19 protein-coding genes and 2 tRNA genes are annotated in these 16106 nt (G+C 64.9%); 13 read left to right on the forward strand and 8 right to left on the reverse strand.

Annotation, left to right across the window (positions count from 1 at the left end):
* Positions 1-101: 101 nt before the first annotated feature.
* The 4 genes from FYJ91_RS03225 to FYJ91_RS03240 all read left to right on the forward strand — a co-directional run bounded on the left by FYJ91_RS03225 (position 102) and on the right by FYJ91_RS03240 (position 2676).
* Positions 102-1613, forward strand: a complete 1512-nt coding sequence (locus FYJ91_RS03225; RefSeq protein WP_149520823.1) for a class I adenylate-forming enzyme family protein — start codon at positions 102-104, stop codon at positions 1611-1613.
* Positions 1614-1692: 79 nt separating this feature from the next.
* Positions 1693-1769: transfer RNA gene (locus FYJ91_RS03230), tRNA-His, on the forward strand.
* A gap of 49 nt (positions 1770-1818) precedes the next feature.
* Positions 1819-2250: an RrF2 family transcriptional regulator gene (locus FYJ91_RS03235; RefSeq protein ID WP_149520824.1), complete on the forward strand. Its 432-nt coding sequence runs from the start codon at positions 1819-1821 to the stop codon at positions 2248-2250.
* A 192-nt stretch (positions 2251-2442) separates the two neighbouring features.
* The gene (locus FYJ91_RS03240) at positions 2443-2676 is read left to right on the forward strand and encodes a hypothetical protein (protein ID WP_127742527.1); all 234 of its coding nucleotides are present in this window, start codon (positions 2443-2445) and stop codon (positions 2674-2676) included.
* Positions 2677-2852: 176 nt separating this feature from the next.
* On the opposite strand, the gene truA is transcribed toward FYJ91_RS03240, so the two are convergent.
* Positions 2853-3596 carry a tRNA pseudouridine(38-40) synthase TruA gene (gene truA, locus FYJ91_RS03245; protein WP_149520825.1) on the reverse strand — a complete coding sequence of 248 codons (744 nt, stop codon included), beginning with the start codon at positions 3594-3596 and terminating at the stop codon, positions 2853-2855.
* Positions 3593-4498: a methionyl-tRNA formyltransferase gene (gene fmt, locus FYJ91_RS03250; protein WP_149520826.1), complete on the reverse strand. Its 906-nt coding sequence runs from the start codon at positions 4496-4498 to the stop codon at positions 3593-3595. The genes truA and fmt overlap by 4 nt, the downstream gene beginning before the upstream one ends.
* Before the next feature lie 53 nt (positions 4499-4551).
* Here fmt and recR point away from each other — a divergent pair, with 53 nt between their 5' ends.
* Complete coding sequence (gene recR / locus FYJ91_RS03255) at positions 4552-5148, forward strand: recombination mediator RecR (RefSeq protein WP_149520827.1); 597 nt, start codon at positions 4552-4554, stop codon at positions 5146-5148.
* A gap of 40 nt (positions 5149-5188) precedes the next feature.
* Positions 5189-5722, forward strand: coding sequence for a peptide deformylase (def, locus tag FYJ91_RS03260; protein ID WP_149520828.1), 534 nt, complete (start codon positions 5189-5191; stop codon positions 5720-5722).
* A gap of 107 nt (positions 5723-5829) precedes the next feature.
* Here def and FYJ91_RS03265 read toward each other — a convergent pair whose 3' ends face one another.
* Positions 5830-7398, reverse strand: a complete 1569-nt coding sequence (locus FYJ91_RS03265) for a glycosyltransferase family protein (protein ID WP_149520829.1) — start codon at positions 7396-7398, stop codon at positions 5830-5832.
* Between the two features lie 93 nt (positions 7399-7491).
* Here FYJ91_RS03265 and FYJ91_RS03270 point away from each other — a divergent pair.
* From FYJ91_RS03270 to FYJ91_RS03280, 3 genes are all read left to right on the forward strand, one after another.
* Positions 7492-7577: transfer RNA gene (locus FYJ91_RS03270), tRNA-Leu, on the forward strand.
* Between the two features lie 27 nt (positions 7578-7604).
* Positions 7605-8420: an SDR family NAD(P)-dependent oxidoreductase gene (locus FYJ91_RS03275; RefSeq protein WP_149520830.1), complete on the forward strand. Its 816-nt coding sequence runs from the start codon at positions 7605-7607 to the stop codon at positions 8418-8420.
* Between the two features lie 19 nt (positions 8421-8439).
* Positions 8440-8853 carry a nuclear transport factor 2 family protein gene (locus tag FYJ91_RS03280; protein WP_149520831.1) on the forward strand — a complete coding sequence of 138 codons (414 nt, stop codon included), beginning with the start codon at positions 8440-8442 and terminating at the stop codon, positions 8851-8853.
* Between the two features lie 130 nt (positions 8854-8983).
* On the opposite strand, the gene dapE is transcribed toward FYJ91_RS03280, so the two are convergent.
* On the reverse strand, positions 8984-10108 hold the full coding sequence (dapE, locus tag FYJ91_RS03285; protein ID WP_149520832.1) for a succinyl-diaminopimelate desuccinylase: 1125 nt from the start codon (positions 10106-10108) through the stop codon (positions 8984-8986).
* A gap of 7 nt (positions 10109-10115) precedes the next feature.
* Positions 10116-10754 carry a DUF4919 domain-containing protein gene (locus tag FYJ91_RS03290; RefSeq protein ID WP_149520833.1) on the reverse strand — a complete coding sequence of 213 codons (639 nt, stop codon included), beginning with the start codon at positions 10752-10754 and terminating at the stop codon, positions 10116-10118.
* A gap of 50 nt (positions 10755-10804) precedes the next feature.
* Between FYJ91_RS03290 and FYJ91_RS03295 the strand changes: the two genes are divergently transcribed.
* On the forward strand, positions 10805-11248 hold the full coding sequence (locus FYJ91_RS03295) for a cupin domain-containing protein (protein WP_149520834.1): 444 nt from the start codon (positions 10805-10807) through the stop codon (positions 11246-11248).
* On the opposite strand, the gene FYJ91_RS03300 is transcribed toward FYJ91_RS03295, so the two are convergent.
* The gene (locus tag FYJ91_RS03300) at positions 11242-11907 is read right to left on the reverse strand and encodes a glutathione S-transferase family protein (protein ID WP_149520835.1); all 666 of its coding nucleotides are present in this window, start codon (positions 11905-11907) and stop codon (positions 11242-11244) included. The genes FYJ91_RS03295 and FYJ91_RS03300 overlap by 7 nt on opposite strands.
* 31 nt (positions 11908-11938) lie before the next feature.
* On the reverse strand, positions 11939-12127 hold the full coding sequence (locus tag FYJ91_RS03305) for a hypothetical protein (RefSeq protein ID WP_149520836.1): 189 nt from the start codon (positions 12125-12127) through the stop codon (positions 11939-11941).
* Positions 12128-12178: 51 nt separating this feature from the next.
* On the opposite strand from FYJ91_RS03305, the gene FYJ91_RS03310 reads away from it, so the two are divergent.
* Positions 12179-12967, forward strand: a complete 789-nt coding sequence (locus FYJ91_RS03310) for a class I SAM-dependent methyltransferase (RefSeq protein WP_149520837.1) — start codon at positions 12179-12181, stop codon at positions 12965-12967.
* 141 nt (positions 12968-13108) lie between these two features.
* Here the strand turns inward: FYJ91_RS03310 and phaR are convergent, their stop codons facing one another.
* The gene (gene phaR / locus FYJ91_RS03315) at positions 13109-13669 is read right to left on the reverse strand and encodes a polyhydroxyalkanoate synthesis repressor PhaR (RefSeq protein ID WP_149520838.1); all 561 of its coding nucleotides are present in this window, start codon (positions 13667-13669) and stop codon (positions 13109-13111) included.
* A gap of 33 nt (positions 13670-13702) precedes the next feature.
* Here phaR and FYJ91_RS03320 point away from each other — a divergent pair, with 33 nt between their 5' ends.
* Both FYJ91_RS03320 and FYJ91_RS03325 read left to right on the forward strand, forming a co-directional pair.
* Positions 13703-14767, forward strand: a complete 1065-nt coding sequence (locus FYJ91_RS03320) for an alpha/beta fold hydrolase (protein ID WP_246152383.1) — start codon at positions 13703-13705, stop codon at positions 14765-14767.
* A gap of 89 nt (positions 14768-14856) precedes the next feature.
* A complete protein-coding gene (locus tag FYJ91_RS03325) occupies positions 14857-16026 on the forward strand; it encodes an acetyl-CoA C-acetyltransferase (protein WP_149520839.1) in 1170 nt (389 codons plus the stop codon).
* Positions 16027-16106 lie beyond the last annotated feature (80 nt).

Below are 16106 nucleotides of genomic sequence, written 5' to 3' on the forward strand. Positions count from 1 at the left end.
TCGTCGAGCGCCTCGCCAATACAACTAACTCTTTGCTGGCATCCCGACAGAAATCTTGTAACCAGCCGTTAGAGCCAAGGCCGAGTCAGACAGAGGGCATAATGAGCAAACTCGCCGACATGATCCGCGAAGTCTCGTCGATCGAGCCGGATACGCCCGAACTAGAATATGAGAAAGCCTGGTATAGCTGGCGCGACCTGACCGATCTGTCGGCGGCGATCGATGCGAAGCTGACCGAAGCCGGACTGGGCGAAGGCGTCCGCGTCGGCTGCCTCCTGCGCAACCGGCCCGAATTCGTATCCACGCTGATCGCGTTGTTCACGACCAACCGTTGCCTCGCGACGCTCAACGCCTCGGCCCCCGCCGACAAGCTGGCGACCGATGTCGAGAAGGTGGCGGCGCCCGTGATCCTGGCGCTCGATGAAGATTGGGAGCGCCCCGGCGTCCTCGACGCCGCCAAGGTCGCCGGATCGCTCGGCCTCGCTTTCTCGGGCAAGAGCGTGCGCGTCGTCTGCGAAGCGAAGCCGGATGCCGTGTTCAACCGCGACGCCCCGGGCATCGCGATCGAGATGCTGTCGAGCGGCACGACCGGTACGCCGAAGCGTATCCCGCTGGCTGCCCGCAATTTCGAAAAGGCGCTGATGAGCGCGGCATCCTATGAAAAGGGCCGCGACCAGGACGCGCCCATGAAGCTGCGTTCGGGCGTGCAGGTGGTCACCGCGCCGCTCGCCCATATTGCGGGCATCACAGGAATCATGAATCCCTTGCTCGCAGGCCGTCGAATCTGCCTGATCGACAAGTTCAGCGTCGAGGCGTTCCGCGACGCCGTGGTCCGCCACCGCCCCAAGGTCGCCGGCGCGCCGCCTTCGGCGCTGCGTATGATCCTCGATGCCGATATCCCCAGGGAAGATCTGTCGAGCCTGGTAGCCTATCGCACCGGCACCGCACCGCTCGATCCCGATCTGGCGGACGCCTTCTACAAGAAATACGGCATCCCCGTGCTCCAGAACTACGGCGCGACCGAGTTTGCGGGTGGCGCGGCGGGCTGGACGCTGCAGGATTTCAAGGACCATTGGGAAACGGGTAAGCGCGGCTCGGTCGGCCGGCTCAATCCGGGTGCCGAGGCGCGCACCGTCGATCCCGAAAGCGGCAACGTGCTGGATTACGGCATGGAAGGCCTGCTCGAAATCCGTGCGCCCAATATCGGCAATGGCAAGGATTGGGTCCGCACCACCGACATCGCCGTCGTCGACGAGGACCGCTTCCTGTGGATCAAGGGGCGGTACGACAACGCCATCATCCGCGGCGGCTTCAAGATCCTGCCCGACGACGTGATCCGCGCAATGGAGCAGCATCCGGCCGTGCGTGAGGCGACCGTCGCGGGCATGCCGGATCGGCGGCTGGGCGAGGTGCCGGTCGCGGCCTTCATCCGCCGTGCGGACACCGATGCACCGACCCAGGAGGAATTCGTCGCCTTCCTGCGCGAGCGGCTGATGCCGTATCAGGTGCCGGTGAAGATCATCGAGATGGCCGATTTCCCGCGCACGCCTTCGCTCAAGGTCAGCCTGCCGGCGTTGAAGGCGCTGTTCGAGGCGGAGATGTCGACGAACTAAGACCATCCTGCTTGACGGGTGGTGGGGGCGCTCTTATGGAGCGCCATCCCAGCCCCGATCACGGGGCGGATGCCTTGTGGCGGTCGTAGCTCAATTGGTTAGAGCGCCGGTTTGTGGTACCGGAGGTTGCGGGTTCAATCCCCGTCGATCGCCCCATTGTCTACCACCGCTTGCAACTTTCGCGCTTCGGCGTCTAAAGCGGCGCGTGCTATCTCAACGTACCCGTTATGCGATCCGCGCTCTGCTCCACCTGGGCGACCGCTATGGCGAAGGCCCGGTCCAGCTGACCGAGATCGCCGAGGCGCAGAACATCCCGTCGAAATTCCTGACGGTGATCCTGTCCGAGATGAAACGCGCCGGCTTCGTCGAAACGATGCGCGGCAAGGAAGGCGGCTACTGGCTCGCCCGATCGCCCGACCGGATCACTTATGGCGATATCGTGCGCGCGACACGCGGGTCGCTGGCGCTGGTCCCCTGCGCCGCGCGGCTGGCTTATGCGCCGTGCGACAATTGCGTCGACGAGGCGGTTTGCCGGCTGCGCGCCGCGATGTTGGCGGTTCGCGATGAAACCGCCAACATCCTCGATCGCATGTCGCTGGCGGAAAAGCTGCCGGTCGACGAGATCGCCGCGCAATAGCTGCAGCGCACAATTTTTTTCGGAACCTTGGCGGAAAACAGGCGTTTGCGGGGAGTCCGCGAAGATGCCAAGGGGCCATTACGTTCTAGGAACATTCACTTTTCGCATTGACGCGGATTTGGGGCACGGTATGTCACCCGCTGGGTCGGCATTCGAGCCGAACCTTATAAGAATGCTATGGGAGCTGCTCGAATGAAGAAGCTGAGCTTTGTCGTCGCCGCTGCTGGCCTGATCGCGCTGGCCGCCTGCAGCAAGCAGACGCCTGCCGAGAACGCCATCGACAACAACGTCGCTGCGCTGGAAAACACCGCCGACGCGCTTGAGAACGCTGCTGACGCGACCTCGAACGAGGCCGTCGAGAGCAGCCTTGAGAACGCGGCTGACGCGGTCGAGAACGCTGCGGACGCGGAAGCGGCGAAGAAGTAATCGTTCGGCCCCGCAAGGGGTCGATCTGAATAACTTCAACGGGCGTCCCTTCTTCGGAAGGGGCGCCCGTTTTCTATGTAGCCATTTCTGTAGTGACCCGTTGGTGCCGAGCGAAGTCGAGCACATTGGCTGGGCGTGCGTGAGCGTGTCTCGACTTCGCTCGACACGAACGGCGGTTACTCCGGGTAGCGCGCTTCCACGAAATACAGCCCATCAGGCGGCGCATTGAGGCCCAGTTCTGCGCGATCGGCGGCTTCCAGCGCATCGGACAGATCGTCCGCGCTCCATCGCCCCTGCCCCACCAGCATCAGGCACCCGACCATCGACCGCACCTGATGGTGCAGAAACGATCGCGCGGCGGCCTCGATCTCGATCACGTCGTCGATCCGGCGCACATCGAGCCGGTCGAGCGTCTTGACCGGGCTTTCAGCCTGACAGTGTGCCGACCGGAAGGTGGTGAAATCGTGTAGCCCGACGAGCCGCTGGGCGGCATCGTTCATCGCCTGCGCATCAAGTTCATTGGCGACCCGCCAGGCGAGGCCATGTTCGAACGTCAGCGGCGCGCGGCGGTTGACGATGCGGTAGATGTAGCGTCGCCCGAGGCACGAGAAGCGCGCATGCCAGTCGTCCGGCACGACTTCGCATCCGAGGATTGCGACCGGCGCGGGGCGGATCAGCGCGTTGATCGCCTCCATCAACCGAAACGGCGCAATGTCCTTTGCGATGTCGACATGCGCCGTCATCGCGCGGGCATGAACCCCCGCATCGGTGCGGCCGGCGGCGTGAAGAACGACCGTCTCGCCAGTGGTGCGTGCCACGGCTTCCTCGATCGCCTGTTGAACCGTGGGACCATGCGCCTGCCGTTGCCAGCCCATGAAGGGCCGCCCGTCGAATTCGACCGTCAGGCGGAAGCGCGTCATGCCACGAGGGTGCCGGCAGGGATCGCGAATCCGCGCAGCAATTCAGCCGTGGTCATGATTCCCTTGCCTGCGCGCTGGACGAGAGACGGCCGGATTGCGCCATCGCCGCAGGCGATCAGCAACCGATCGTCGATCACCGTGCCGGGGGCGCCCTGCCCTTCCTCAACCGTCGCGGCATGGATTCGGATGCGCTCGCCGTTCAATTCGAAGAAGGCGCCGGGAATCGGATTGAAGGCCCGAATCTGCCGCTCGACCTGCGTGGCTCGCTGCGCGAAGTCGATCCGGCTCTCGGCCTTGTCGATCTTGGCGGCATAGGTCACGCCCTCGTCAGGCTGCACCACCGGCGGAAAGGCGGCGTGCTCGGCCAAAACCTCGACCATCAACTTCGCGCCCCCCTCGGCCAGTTCAACCGTCAACTCGCCCGCGGTCTTCCCGTCGATCGGCGTTTCAAACGTTGCAAGCATCGGGCCGGTGTCGAGCCCCTTTTCCATCTGCATGATGATGACGCCGGTTTTCTCGTCGCCGGCCAAGATGGCGCGCTGGACCGGCGCGGCCCCGCGCCAGCGCGGCAGCAGCGAGCCGTGGACATTGAGACAGCCGAGGCGCGGCGCCTCGAGGATCGGCAGCGGCAGGATCAGCCCATAGGCCGCGACCGCCGCGACATCCAGATCGAGCGCCGCGAACGCCGCCTGCTCGTCCGCATCGCGCAGCGTCACCGGATAGCGGACGGGCAAGCCCAGCGCCTCGGCACGCGCCTGAACCGGCGACGCGCGCAGCCCTTTGCCGCGCCCGGCGGGCCGGGGCGGCTGGCAATAGACGGCGACGATCTCGTGCCCAGCAGCGACCAGCGCGTCGAGCGTCGGCACGGCGAAATCGGGGGTTCCCATGAAGGCGATACGCATCGCGCTTCTGAAACGCTTGCACGGTCCATATGCAAGCCCATATCGCTATTCGCATGGCATCTCCCGAGATCGAAGCCCTGACGCAAGCACTGGCGCGGCTCCCCGGCCTGGGACCGCGATCGGCTCGGCGCGCGGTGCTCCACCTGCTCAAGAAGCGCGAAGCGGCGTTGACCCCGCTGCTGCATGCACTCGAACGGGTGAACGAGCGGCTGACGAGCTGCTCCACCTGCGGCAATGTCGACACGACCGATCCCTGCGCGGTCTGCGCCGATCCGCGCCGCGACACGCGGATGCTGTGCGTGGTCGAGGAAGTGGCCGATCTGTGGGCGCTCGATCGATCGCGGCTGTTTCCGGGTCGCTATCACGTGCTGGGAGGGCGGCTTTCCGCGCTCGAAGGCGTGCGGCCCGAGGATCTGTCGATCGACGCACTTGTATCCCGCGTGGCGGCCGGCGGGATCGATGAGGTGGTGCTCGCGACCAACGCCACGCTCGAAGGCCAGACCACGGCGCATTATGTCGCGGACAGGCTCGAGGCGCTGCCGGTGCGGCTCACCCAGCTCGCGCATGGCGTGCCCGTGGGCGGCGAACTCGACTATCTCGATGAAGGCACGCTTGCACAGGCATTGCGTGCCAGAAGGCCGGTCGCCTGAATTCCTTGACGATTCGCCCCGCAATACCTAGCTGAGCGGCATGGCTATCCGTCCGATCCTCGAAGCGCCCGACGCGCTTCTGCGTACCATTTCGACCCCCGTCGAGACGGTCGACGACGATCTGCGCTTGTTGATCGCGGACATGTTCGAGACGATGTACGACGCACCGGGCATCGGCCTTGCCGCGATCCAGATCGGCGTGCCCAAGCGCGTGCTGGTGATCGACCTGCAGGAAGAGGAAGATGCGGAGGGCAAGCCGATCCGCAAGCCGCTCGTCTTCATCAACCCCGAACTGTTCGATCCGTCCGACGATTTCTCGGTCTATAACGAAGGCTGCCTGTCGGTCCCCGATCAATATGCCGAGGTCGAGCGCCCGGCGATGGTCCACGCACGCTGGCTCGACGAGACCGGCGCTAAGCATGAAGAGAAGCTCGAAGGCATGCTGGCGACCTGTCTGCAGCACGAGATGGACCATCTCGAAGGCATTCTCTTTATCGACCACCTCTCGCGCCTGAAGCGCGACATGGTGATCAAGAAGCTCGAAAAAGCCCGCCGTCAGCGCCGCGCGGCCTGAGCCTCCCTAATTCGTCATTGCGAGGAGCCGCAGGCGACGCCGCAATCCATCTCCCGCGCAAGAGACGGATTGCGCCACTACGTTCGCAATGACGAGGCGTAGGTCGCCTACCCCCGCTCCTTCACCCAGTAGACGTCGTAATATTCGTCGCCCTTCGCCTTTGGGAAGCTGGCGATCCGCCGCGTCGCGCCGAGGAAGCGGCGGACCTGGTCACGGCGCAGGTCGATCGTCCAGCCATAGCCTTCGTTGATCACCCCACCGCGCACATCGGGATCGAGCCTGTGGCGCAGCAGGATCAGCACCGACCGCCCTTCCGACTTTTGAAGCGCGTGCGCCTGCGCAACGAAATCGTCGAGGCCGAGATCGCGGCGCGCGTTTCGGGTGAACGGCACGATCTTGCCGAATCGGCCTTGCCGCATCTGATAGATCGGATTGTCGAGATAATAAGGCAGCGGCTCGAGCACGTGATCGGGATCGCCCATGATGATCGCGCGATCGAGCGCGGGCCGCGCCTTGATGAAGCGCGCGACGTCGCGGCTACGGCTAAAGGGCGTGGCACCAGTGACCGCCTCGACCACGCCCTTGATTCCGCTCGGTACCTGCAGCGCCAGGATGACCGCGAAGGCGCCCCAGCCGACCTTTTCGACCACGCCCCGCCGCGCCCGCGCATCCCAGCCGATCCACGCGAGCGTCAGCATGAACAGCATCCACAGCGCCTCATGCCGGTAGAAACCGATATAGACCCCACAAAACAACAAGGTCAGGCCCACCAATGCCATCGCACCGGCGAGCAGCAGCAGCGGGCGGCGAACAAGGGTGAGCAGGCTGACAAACATCAGCGCCGACATCGCCCAGCCGAGCCAAGGTCCGGGCACGATCCCTAGCGGCGCGAGCAGCTTGGTCGGCGGGCGCAGCATTATCTCCGCAAACCACGGCGCCGGATTCGCCACGGCCCATGCAAGATCGATCAGCGTGCGCGGTGGCTGCGCGTCGGTCACGGCGTCGTTGAATGTCGGATAGACCGTCAGGAACGCCGCGATCACGGCCAGGGCGACCAGCACGGCATTGATGACCTTCACGCGCCCGCTGCCCGCATCACGCCCGCGATCGAGCAACCACACGCCCACTATGAGGCAGGCGAGGAAAGCCGAATGGACATTGGTGTTCGCCAGCAACGCGAGCGGCAGCCCGATCGTGATGCCGCGCCCGCGCCATCGCCACAAAGCCGCCACCACGAACAGCAGCAGCATCGAAATGCCGTAATTGCGCGCGATCACCGCATATTCGAAGAAGGCGGCGTGCCCGAAGGCGAACAGTGCCAGCACCGCCCAGTGAAACGGCGCGCGCCACAGCAGAAGCGCCATCGCCGCGCTCGCGACCAGCAGCGCCAGCCCCTGCAGCACCTCCATCCGCCCGGTCAGCGCATAGCCTCCGCGTAGCATCAAATGCCACAAGGCCGGATGCGCATCGCCGCGCAGCCCGCGCCACATGGCGACCACATCGTCGCCCTGCAACGCGAACGAAAGCGCGCGAACCTCATCGCGCCACACCGCATGATGGGCGATCTGGACCGCGACCAGCGCGAGCCAAAGGATGAAGATGCCAAGCCGGATCAGGCGATCATTGCCGTCCGTTCGTCCATATACCTGGGTCTTACGTCGTCTCGATCGCGCCAATGCCGCTCCCCCGATAATGATCCTTTCTTAGCCGCCCAAACTCTGGGCTGGAAATAGCCGTGATCCTTGCCTAGAGGATCGATCCTTCCAGCTGCGGGCGTGGCGGAATGGTAGACGCAGCGGATTCAAAATCCGCCGTTGGCAACAACATGTCGGTTCGAGTCCGACCGCCCGTACCAGCTTCCCCAGTATGAAAGGATCGGCCGATGGACGCGATCTCCCCCGGCAATGTCGCGGTCGTCACCGGCGCGGCAGGCGGTATCGGGCTTGCCGTCGCAAAACGGCTTGCGGCGAAGGGCATGACGGTCTGCCTGATCGACAGCGCTCCCGGCGTGATCGACGCCGCCAAGGGCATCGGCGAAGGCTTCGTCGTCGACGTGAGTGACCGGAGCGCGGTCGACAAACTGGCAGCGGACGTGCGCGATCGCTTCGGCCCCGTCGCGCTGCTGATGAACAATGCCGCGATTCATGGCGGGGCGGACAGTCTTTCGGGTGCCGACATTTGGGATCGCACGATCGCGATCAACCTGATGGGCGTCCTCAATGGCGTGCAGGCGTTCGTGCCGGCGATGATCGCAAGCGACAAGCCGGGCATCGTCATCAACACCGGCTCCAAGCAGGGCATCACCCAGCCGCCCGGCAACACCGCCTACAACGTCGCCAAATCGGGCGTGAAGGCGCTGACCGAAGGGCTGGCGCATTCCTTGCGCGAACAGACGGGCAATCGGATCAGCGCGCACTTGCTCATCCCCGGCTACACCTTCACCGGCATGACCCAGCGCGGCGGCGCGACCGAGAAGCCGGCCGCCGCGTGGAGCGCCGAACAGGTCGCCGACTTGATGATCGACCGGATCGATGTCGGCGATTTCTACATTCTCTGCCCCGACAATGATGTCACCCGCGATATGGACGAGAAGCGGATGGCGTGGGCGATAGGCGACATCATCGAGAACCGTCCTGCATTATCGCGCTGGCACCCCGACTGGCAGCAAGCCTTCGCCGATTATATGGCTGAAGAATAAGCAGCCACGGAGGGGCACTATGAGCGTCGCAGAGAATAGGGAGCTCGCGATTCGCTTCATCAATTCGATATCGTCAGGCGCGCGCGACATGAGCCTGCTCGCCGACGACGTCACTTGGTGGGTGCCGGGGCGCGGCGTGCTCGATCGCGAGACGTTTCTCACCGTGGCCAACGCCTTCCGCGCGGTGCGCGCGGGACCGTTCAAGATGGTGGTCCGCAACGTCACTGCGGAGGAGGATCGCGTTGCGGTGGAAACCCGCGGCGAAGGCCCGCTGATCGATGGCAGCATCTATGCCAACGACTATCATTTCCTGATCCGGATCGAAGGCGGCAAGATCAAGGAAATCCGCGAGCACAACAACTCGCTGATCCCCTACCTGCAGTTCGGCCACAAACTCCCGCCGATGCCGAAACTGCCGGATCCGATTCAATAAAGATCCGCCCCCGGAGGGGGAGGTGGCGCGCCGAAGGCGTGACGGAGGGGTATTGGCCGGCAGCGATGCCCTTGCGGCAAGCTACCCCTCCACCGGCTGCGCCGGTCCCCCTCCCCCTCCGGGGGAGGATTTAGGCCAGCGCCGCCCGGATGATATCCGCGTAGATATCCGCCAGCGCCTCGATGTCGGCCACCGCCGCCGCCTCGTCGAGCTTGTGCATCGTCGCATTGGGCAGGCCGAATTCCACCACCGGGCACAGGCGCGACAGGAAGCGGGCGTCGCTCGTCCCGCCCGTCGTCGACAATTCGGGATCGATCCCCGTACGCTCGCGGATCGCGTCCGCCACCAGCGTCGAAAGCGCGCCCGGCTTCGTGACGAAACTCTCGCCCGAGACGATGCCGCGGACATTAGCGGTCGGCGCATGGGCCTTCACGATCGCTTCGACCCGCGCGATCAGATCGACGCCGCGATGTTCGTCGTTGAAGCGGATGTTGATCCGCGCGCGGGCCGCGCCGGGGATCAGGTTGGTCGCGCCATTGCCGACGTCGACCGTGGTAATCTCCAGGTTCGACGGCTGGAACCAGTCATTGCCGTCGTCGAGGTGCAGCTTCGCCAGCGCGTCGAGCGCGGCGATCAGGCGCGGCACGGGATTGTCGGCCAGATGCGGATAGGCGACATGCCCCTGCGTCCCCGGCACCTCGATCCAGATATTAACCGAACCGCGCCGCCCGATCTTGACCATGTCGCCGAGCCGGTGGGTCGAGGTCGGTTCGCCGACAAGGCACAAGTCAGGCCGGATGCCGCGCGCCGCCATCCAGTCGATCAGAGCGACCGTGCCGTACGTCGCCGGCCCTTCCTCGTCGCCGGTGATGATCAGGCTGAGCGTGCCGTGATGTTCCGACACCCGATCGGCCGCCGCGACGAAGGCGGCGATCGCCCCCTTCATGTCGACCGCGCCGCGCCCGTAGAGCAGGTCACCCCGGATCGCGGGGACGAACGGATCGGCCGACCAGCCCTCCCCTGCCGGCACCACGTCGGTATGCCCCGCAAAGGCGAAATGCGGCGCGCCATGCCCGCGCATCGCAAACAGATTCTCGATCGGCCCGTCGGGCGCCTCGCCGGCGGCGAAGCGATGCACGGTGAAGCCGATCCCCTCCAGCACGTGCGCCAGTACGCCCATCGCGCCCGCATCGGCGGGGGTGACGCTGGGACAGGCGATCAGGCGTTCGGCAAGGGCGATCGGATCGAGCGACATGAAACCTCTATTTGTCGGGCGCTGGGCTATTAACCGAAAAGCCCGCGCTGTCGAACCAGATGTCGGATTTCGCGCCGGTCTTCGGATCGACGACGCGCAGCACGTCATGCCCGCGCAGTTCTTCGCGCCCCGCGACGCGCAGGCCAGATGCATTGGCCAGCAGATATTCCTCACCCAGCAGGATCGGTCTGTAGGCGGTCTGCGGCCCCTTCCCGTCGCCGGTCGCGCGCAGCGCCGTCATCAGGCCGCGCGCGATCGCGGTCGCCTCATCGGCTTTGTCGGGAAGGCCCATCATCCGATAGACCGCAACCGCGATCAGATGCGCTTCGATATCGACATAAGCAACGTCGAGCCGCTTCACCGCAATATCGAGCGCGAGCCCGACCTTCCCCTCGCGCAACGCCGCATAAGCCGGCGCGGTATCGAGCCGATCGAACCCGTCATAGCCCGATAGGCGGGTATAGCTTTGCCGGAAGGCGGCATAGTCGATCGCGGTGTCGCCATCTCGCAGGCGGCGGACGAACCTGGCATAATCGCTGTTGGGATCGATCTTCGCCGAAAGCGTTGCGCGCCGGCCGGTTTCGCGCGCGGATACGGGGGCAGCCTGCGTGACCGCGATCAGACACAGCATCCCCCAGCGCAACATCACCCTTCCCTTCATGCCCCGATGTGCCACCATAACCATGGGAGGACCATATGCCGCGCATCGATCTAGACGCCGTTCCACAGACCAACGCCACCGGATATCCGGCGCCCTATTCGAACGACGTCCAGAACCGGTTCTATCGCCGCCTAGCGCCGGCGACCGGAATAACCGATTTCGGGGCGAGCCATGTCGTGCTGAAACCCGGCGGCTGGTCCGGCCAGCGCCACTGGCACGAAGGCGAAGACGAGCTGGTCGTGATGATCGCGGGCGAGGCGGTTCTGATCGACGACAACGGTCGCACGACCGTTGGCCCGGGGGACGTGCTCGCCTTTCCCAAGGGGGATGGCAACGCCCACCACCTCGTCAACGAAAGCGAGGCCGACTGCGTGTTCGTGGCGATCGGAAAACCGAGCAGCACCGACTGCCACTATCCCGACATCGACATGCACCTGAGCGACGGCGCGTATCGGCGCAGGGATGGGACGCCTTACTGAACCGCCCGCTCAAACTTGTCGATGATCCACGCCTCGCGCGAAGCGCCTTCCAGCCATTCGACCATGAACGGATGCGCACGCACCGCCTCGCAATACGCCGCCGCCAGCGCTGGAAGCGGGATCGAATAGGTGTGGAAGCGCGTCACCACCGCCGAGAACATGATGTCCGCCGCGCCGAACGCGCCGAAAAGATAGTCTCCGCCCGCGCCGAACCGCGTGCGCGCCTGATCCCACAGCGAGGTGATCCGCTGCACATTGGCCTGGACCTCGGGCGGCAGCGGCTCGGGCGGATAGACGTGGCGCAGATTCATCGTGCAGTGGCGACGCAGGTCGACATAGCCGGCATGCATCTCTGCCGAGATCGAGCGTGCAAAGGCACGCGCCGCAAAATCGGTGGGCCAGAAGCGATCGAGGCCCACCTTGTCCGCGAGATGATCGATGATCGCGGTCGATTCCCAGACAGGCACGTCGCCGTCCCACAGAATTGGCACCTTGCCGTTCGACGGTGCAAAATCGGGCTCCTGCCGACGCGCATCCCAGGCATCGTCATAGAGCGGGGCCACGACCTCCTCGAACGGCAGGCCCGACTGCTTGACCGCCAGCCAGCCGCGCAGGGACCAGCTGCTATACGCCTTGTTGCCGATAAAAAGCTTCAGCATCGATCGTCCCCTCCCCTTCTCGCCGGAATCCTTAGCCCCCGCGTATCCACGCCGCCACCAGGAAGGCGGTGACGATCAACAGCAGGATCGTCAGCAGCGACCAGGGGATCAGCCCCGGACGCCCCGGAACGCGCCGGCGCAGCGCGACACGCTCGCCGATCATCGTCACTATGGTGAGCACGCCTAAAATCAGCGCAGGGATCGCATAGTCTGATTGCACGTTCGGCCCCATGCGTCATGATACCGTATCGCTTCAATAGGGAGATTTGGATTGCGCCATCTATTGCTTGCCGCCGCCGCTTTGGCCGCGGTGCCCGCCATCACGATCGCGGCCAAGCCGCTTTCCAATCCCGGCATCCTGACGGCTGTGGCCGATCCGCAGCGCAGCGAGGCGGATCGCGCCCGCGATAAATATCGCCACCCGGTCGAAACACTCGAATTCTTTGGCATCCAGCCGACCCAGACTGTGATCGAATATCAGCCCGGCGGCGGCTGGTTCACCGCCATCCTCGCTCCCATGCTGCGCGAAAAGGGCAGCTATATCGCCATGCCGAGCGAGCGGGGCGCCGCGAGCTTCAAGACACTGGCGGAAAAGAATGTCGGCTTCTGGGGTCCGATTACCGCTTATTCGTTCAGCAACACCGCACCGAGCACGATCCCCGCCGGCACCGCCGATCGCGTGGTGACGTTCCGGAACGTCCACAATATGATCATGGCGGGCGAGCCGGTCGCGGCGAAGGCGTTCGGTGACTTCTATGCCGCACTGAAGTCGGGCGGCATCCTGGGCGTCGAGGATCATCGCTTGCCCGAAGAAAAGGACAGCGCGCTGGAAAAATCGAGCGGCTATATCAAGAAGTCGACCGTGATCCGCCTCGCGACCGCCGCAGGCTTCAAGCTGGTCGGCGAATCCAAGGTCAATGCGAACCCGAAGGACACGCATGACTGGCCCGAGGGCGTGTGGACGCTGCCGCCAACCTACAAGCTGGGTGACAAGGACCGCGCCAAATATCAGGCGATCGGCGAAAGCGATCGCTTCCTGCTGAAGTTTGTGAAGCCGTAACCTGCTAAATCCTACCCCGCCAGGGCGAGGTGACGCTGAAAGCGACGGAAGGGGGGGGATACGGCCAACCAACGGCTCGCGTCCTCCCCCTCCGTCAGCTGCGCTGACACCTCCCCCTGACGGGGGAGGATGAAGGTAAACTTACTTCAGCTTGTCGATCTGCGCCTGCATGGCAGCGAGCTGCGCCTTGAGGGTGTCGACTTCGCTCGTCTTGTCGTCCGACGTCGCGGGCTTGGCCGCATCGGCGGGCTTGCCGCCCTTGGGTTGGAAAGCCGACGCAGCCGCTTCGAACATCGCCATGTTGCGCTTGGCGATTTCGGCGAACGGGCCGCCCGAAAAGGCACCTTCCATCGCGCTGCGGAACTGCTGCTGGTTGCGGCGGAACGCGTCCATCGACGCTTCCAGATATTGCGGCACCATCGACTGCATCGAATCGCCGTAGAGCGAGATCAACTGGCGCAGGAAACTGACCGGAAGCATCGTCTGCCCACGCGTTTCTTCTTCCATGATGATCTGGGTCAGGACGTTATGGGTGATGTCCTCTTCAGTCTTCGCGTCGATGACCTTGAAGTCCCGGCCCTCGCGCGTCATCGTCGCAAGATGATCGAGCGTGATGTAGCTGGAAGTCTCGGTATTATAGAGCCGGCGATTGGCATATTTTTTGATTATGACCGTGCCCGTGCCGTCCGTCGCTTTCGCCATGCTCCCCCACCTTTCGAAATGCGCGTCTGACCAATGACTGAAGCCATAGCACCGAATCTTGCCGCGCCGCAACACAGGCCGCGCCCCCTGCCCCTGTTCCTGCACATGCTGCGCAGCGAAACCCAGGGACAGCCCGAACGGCTACGCAATGCCCTGGAAGGGTTGAAGACCTATCAGCAGGCGGAACGGCCGATACGCGGGCAAAGCGGCACGATCGCCGCAAGCGCAGGGCGCGCTACTTTGCGTGACTTTGGCGGCACCGGCCGGCCGGTCATCTTCGTGCCGTCGCTGATCAACGGATCCGAGATCCTCGATCTGGCCCCGCACAATTCGCTTATGCAATGGCTGGCGGACGAAGGGCTGAGGCCGCTTCTGCTCGACTGGGGAACGCCTGAGCCCGACGAGCGCGATCTGACGATCGGCGGCCATGTCGAAACGCTACTCCTCCCCCTGATCGACGCGGTCGGACCGGACACTGCGATTGCGGGCTATTGCCTGGGTGGCACGATGGCGCTGGCAGCGGCTGCGCTGCGGCCGGTCAGCGGCGTCGCGCTGATCGCCGCGCCGTGGGACTTCAGCGGATTTCCGGCCGACTCGCGAACGAACCTCGGGGAATTGTGGGAGAAGGCCCGCCCGACTTCGGAGGGTCTGGGCCTGCTGCCGCTCGAAGTTCTGCAGCAAGCATTCTGGGGCCTGGACCCCGCCCGTACGGTGGAGAAGTTCGTGCGCTTCGGCCGGCTCGATCCCGACGCCGCGCTCGAAGGCGATTTCATCGCCGTGGAGGACTGGGCCAATGCCGGCGCGCCCCTGACGATGGCAGCAGCGCGCGAACTGATGGAGACGCTGATGGCGGGCAATGCGAGCGGCGAAGGACGCTGGGAGGTCGGTGGTCGCATGATCCGCGCCGAGACGCTGCAGATGCCGATCCTGAACGTCGCGTCGACCACCGACCGTATCACGCCAGCCGCCACCGCCTGGCGCGGCGGCACGCGGATCGAACTGGTCGAAGGGCATGTTGGCATGATCGTCGGGAGGCGGGCGAAAGCATCGCTCTGGCCCCGGCTTCGCGACTGGCTTTCGCAGTTGCGGAATAGCTGATAGGCCCGCCCGTCGCAGGGCAATGCACCGCGATTCGAGCAGAAGACGCAGAATCTTCGCTTGTGCGGCAAGAAGGAGCGACTTTCAGGATGGACATCGTCATCACCGGTGCCAAGCGCACCCCCGTCGGCAGTTTCATGGGTGCTTTCGGCACCACCCCAGCGCATCTGCTGGGCAAGACCGCGATCGAAGCGGCGCTGATCCAGGCGGGCGTCGCCCCGGCCGAAGTGCAGGAAGTCCTGCTCGGCCAGATCCTCACCGCCGCGCAGGGGCAGAACCCGGCGCGTCAGGCGGCGATGGCGGCGGGCATCCCGCAGGAAGCGACCGCAGTCGGCATCAACCAGCTGTGCGGCTCCGGTCTGCGCGCGGTGGCGCTCGCGGCCCAGTCGATCCGCTGCGGCGATGCGCGCATCGTGGTCGCGGGCGGGCAGGAAAGCATGTCGATGGCCCCGCATGCGCAATATCTGCGCGGCGGCGTGAAAATGGGCCCGGTCAGCTTCATCGATACGATGACGCATGACGGCCTGACCGACGCCTTCAACAATTATCACATGGGCGTCACCGCCGAGAACCTGGCCGAAAAGTATCAGGTGACCCGCGAGGAGCAGGATGCCTTCGCCGTCGGCAGCCAGAACAAGGCTTCGGCCGCACGCGCATCGGGCCGTTTCAGGGACGAGATCGTTCCCGTGACGATCAAGGGGCGCAAGGGCGATACGATCGTCGAGAATGACGAATATATCCGCGACGGCGCGACGATCGAGTCGGTTGCCGGCCTGAAGCCGGCCTTCAAGAAGGACGGTAGCGTGACCGCGGCCAATGCCAGCGGCATCAACGACGGCGCTGCCGCGATCGTGGTGATGTCGGGCAAGGATGCCGCCGATCGCGGTGCCCCCGTTCTGGGCCGCATCGCCAGCTGGGCGACGTGCGGCGTCGATCCGGCGATCATGGGCATAGGCCCGGCCCCCGCGACGCGCATCGCGCTCGAAAAGGCCGGCTGGACGCTGAACGACCTCGAACTGATCGAAGCGAACGAAGCCTTCGCAGCGCAGGCGCTGTCAGTCGGCAAGGAACTCGGCTGGAATCCCGACATCGTCAACGTCAACGGCGGCGCGATCGCGATCGGCCATCCGGTCGGCGCATCGGGCGCCCGCGTGCTGACGACGCTGCTCTACGAAATGCAGAAGCGCGACGTGAAGAAGGGTCTGGCGACCCTGTGCATCGGTGGTGGCATGGGCATCGCCATGTGCATCGAGCGTTAGGTTAAATCCTCCCCCGCAAGGGGGAGATGGCGCTGAAAGCGACGGAGGGGGAGGACGGCGACCAACAAGCGGCGCGCGTC

The sequence above is a fragment of the Sphingomonas montanisoli genome, from assembly GCF_008274695.1.
In the GTDB taxonomy this organism is placed as follows: domain Bacteria; phylum Pseudomonadota; class Alphaproteobacteria; order Sphingomonadales; family Sphingomonadaceae; genus Rhizorhabdus; species Rhizorhabdus montanisoli.

What these genes read in the sequence shown, in the direction of transcription:
- FYJ91_RS03325 (WP_149520839.1), top strand. Translation starts at nt 14,857, where the DNA reads ATGGACATCGTCATCACCGGTGCCAAGCGCACCCCCGTCGGCAGTTTC.
- def (WP_149520828.1), top strand. Translation starts at nt 5,189, where the DNA reads ATGGCTATCCGTCCGATCCTCGAAGCGCCCGACGCGCTTCTGCGTACC.
- FYJ91_RS03295 (WP_149520834.1), top strand. Translation starts at nt 10,805, where the DNA reads ATGCCGCGCATCGATCTAGACGCCGTTCCACAGACCAACGCCACCGGA.
- recR (WP_149520827.1), top strand. Translation starts at nt 4,552, where the DNA reads ATGGCATCTCCCGAGATCGAAGCCCTGACGCAAGCACTGGCGCGGCTC.
- fmt (WP_149520826.1), bottom strand. Translation starts at nt 4,498, where the DNA reads ATGCGTATCGCCTTCATGGGAACCCCCGATTTCGCCGTGCCGACGCTC.
- dapE (WP_149520832.1), bottom strand. Translation starts at nt 10,108, where the DNA reads ATGTCGCTCGATCCGATCGCCCTTGCCGAACGCCTGATCGCCTGTCCC.
- phaR (WP_149520838.1), bottom strand. Translation starts at nt 13,669, where the DNA reads ATGGCGAAAGCGACGGACGGCACGGGCACGGTCATAATCAAAAAATAT.
- FYJ91_RS03300 (WP_149520835.1), bottom strand. Translation starts at nt 11,907, where the DNA reads ATGCTGAAGCTTTTTATCGGCAACAAGGCGTATAGCAGCTGGTCCCTG.
- FYJ91_RS03320 (WP_246152383.1), top strand. Translation starts at nt 13,703, where the DNA reads ATGACTGAAGCCATAGCACCGAATCTTGCCGCGCCGCAACACAGGCCG.
- truA (WP_149520825.1), bottom strand. Translation starts at nt 3,596, where the DNA reads ATGACGCGCTTCCGCCTGACGGTCGAATTCGACGGGCGGCCCTTCATG.
- FYJ91_RS03275 (WP_149520830.1), top strand. Translation starts at nt 7,605, where the DNA reads ATGGACGCGATCTCCCCCGGCAATGTCGCGGTCGTCACCGGCGCGGCA.
- FYJ91_RS03240 (WP_127742527.1), top strand. Translation starts at nt 2,443, where the DNA reads ATGAAGAAGCTGAGCTTTGTCGTCGCCGCTGCTGGCCTGATCGCGCTG.
- FYJ91_RS03290 (WP_149520833.1), bottom strand. Translation starts at nt 10,754, where the DNA reads ATGTTGCGCTGGGGGATGCTGTGTCTGATCGCGGTCACGCAGGCTGCC.
- FYJ91_RS03225 (WP_149520823.1), top strand. Translation starts at nt 102, where the DNA reads ATGAGCAAACTCGCCGACATGATCCGCGAAGTCTCGTCGATCGAGCCG.
- FYJ91_RS03280 (WP_149520831.1), top strand. Translation starts at nt 8,440, where the DNA reads ATGAGCGTCGCAGAGAATAGGGAGCTCGCGATTCGCTTCATCAATTCG.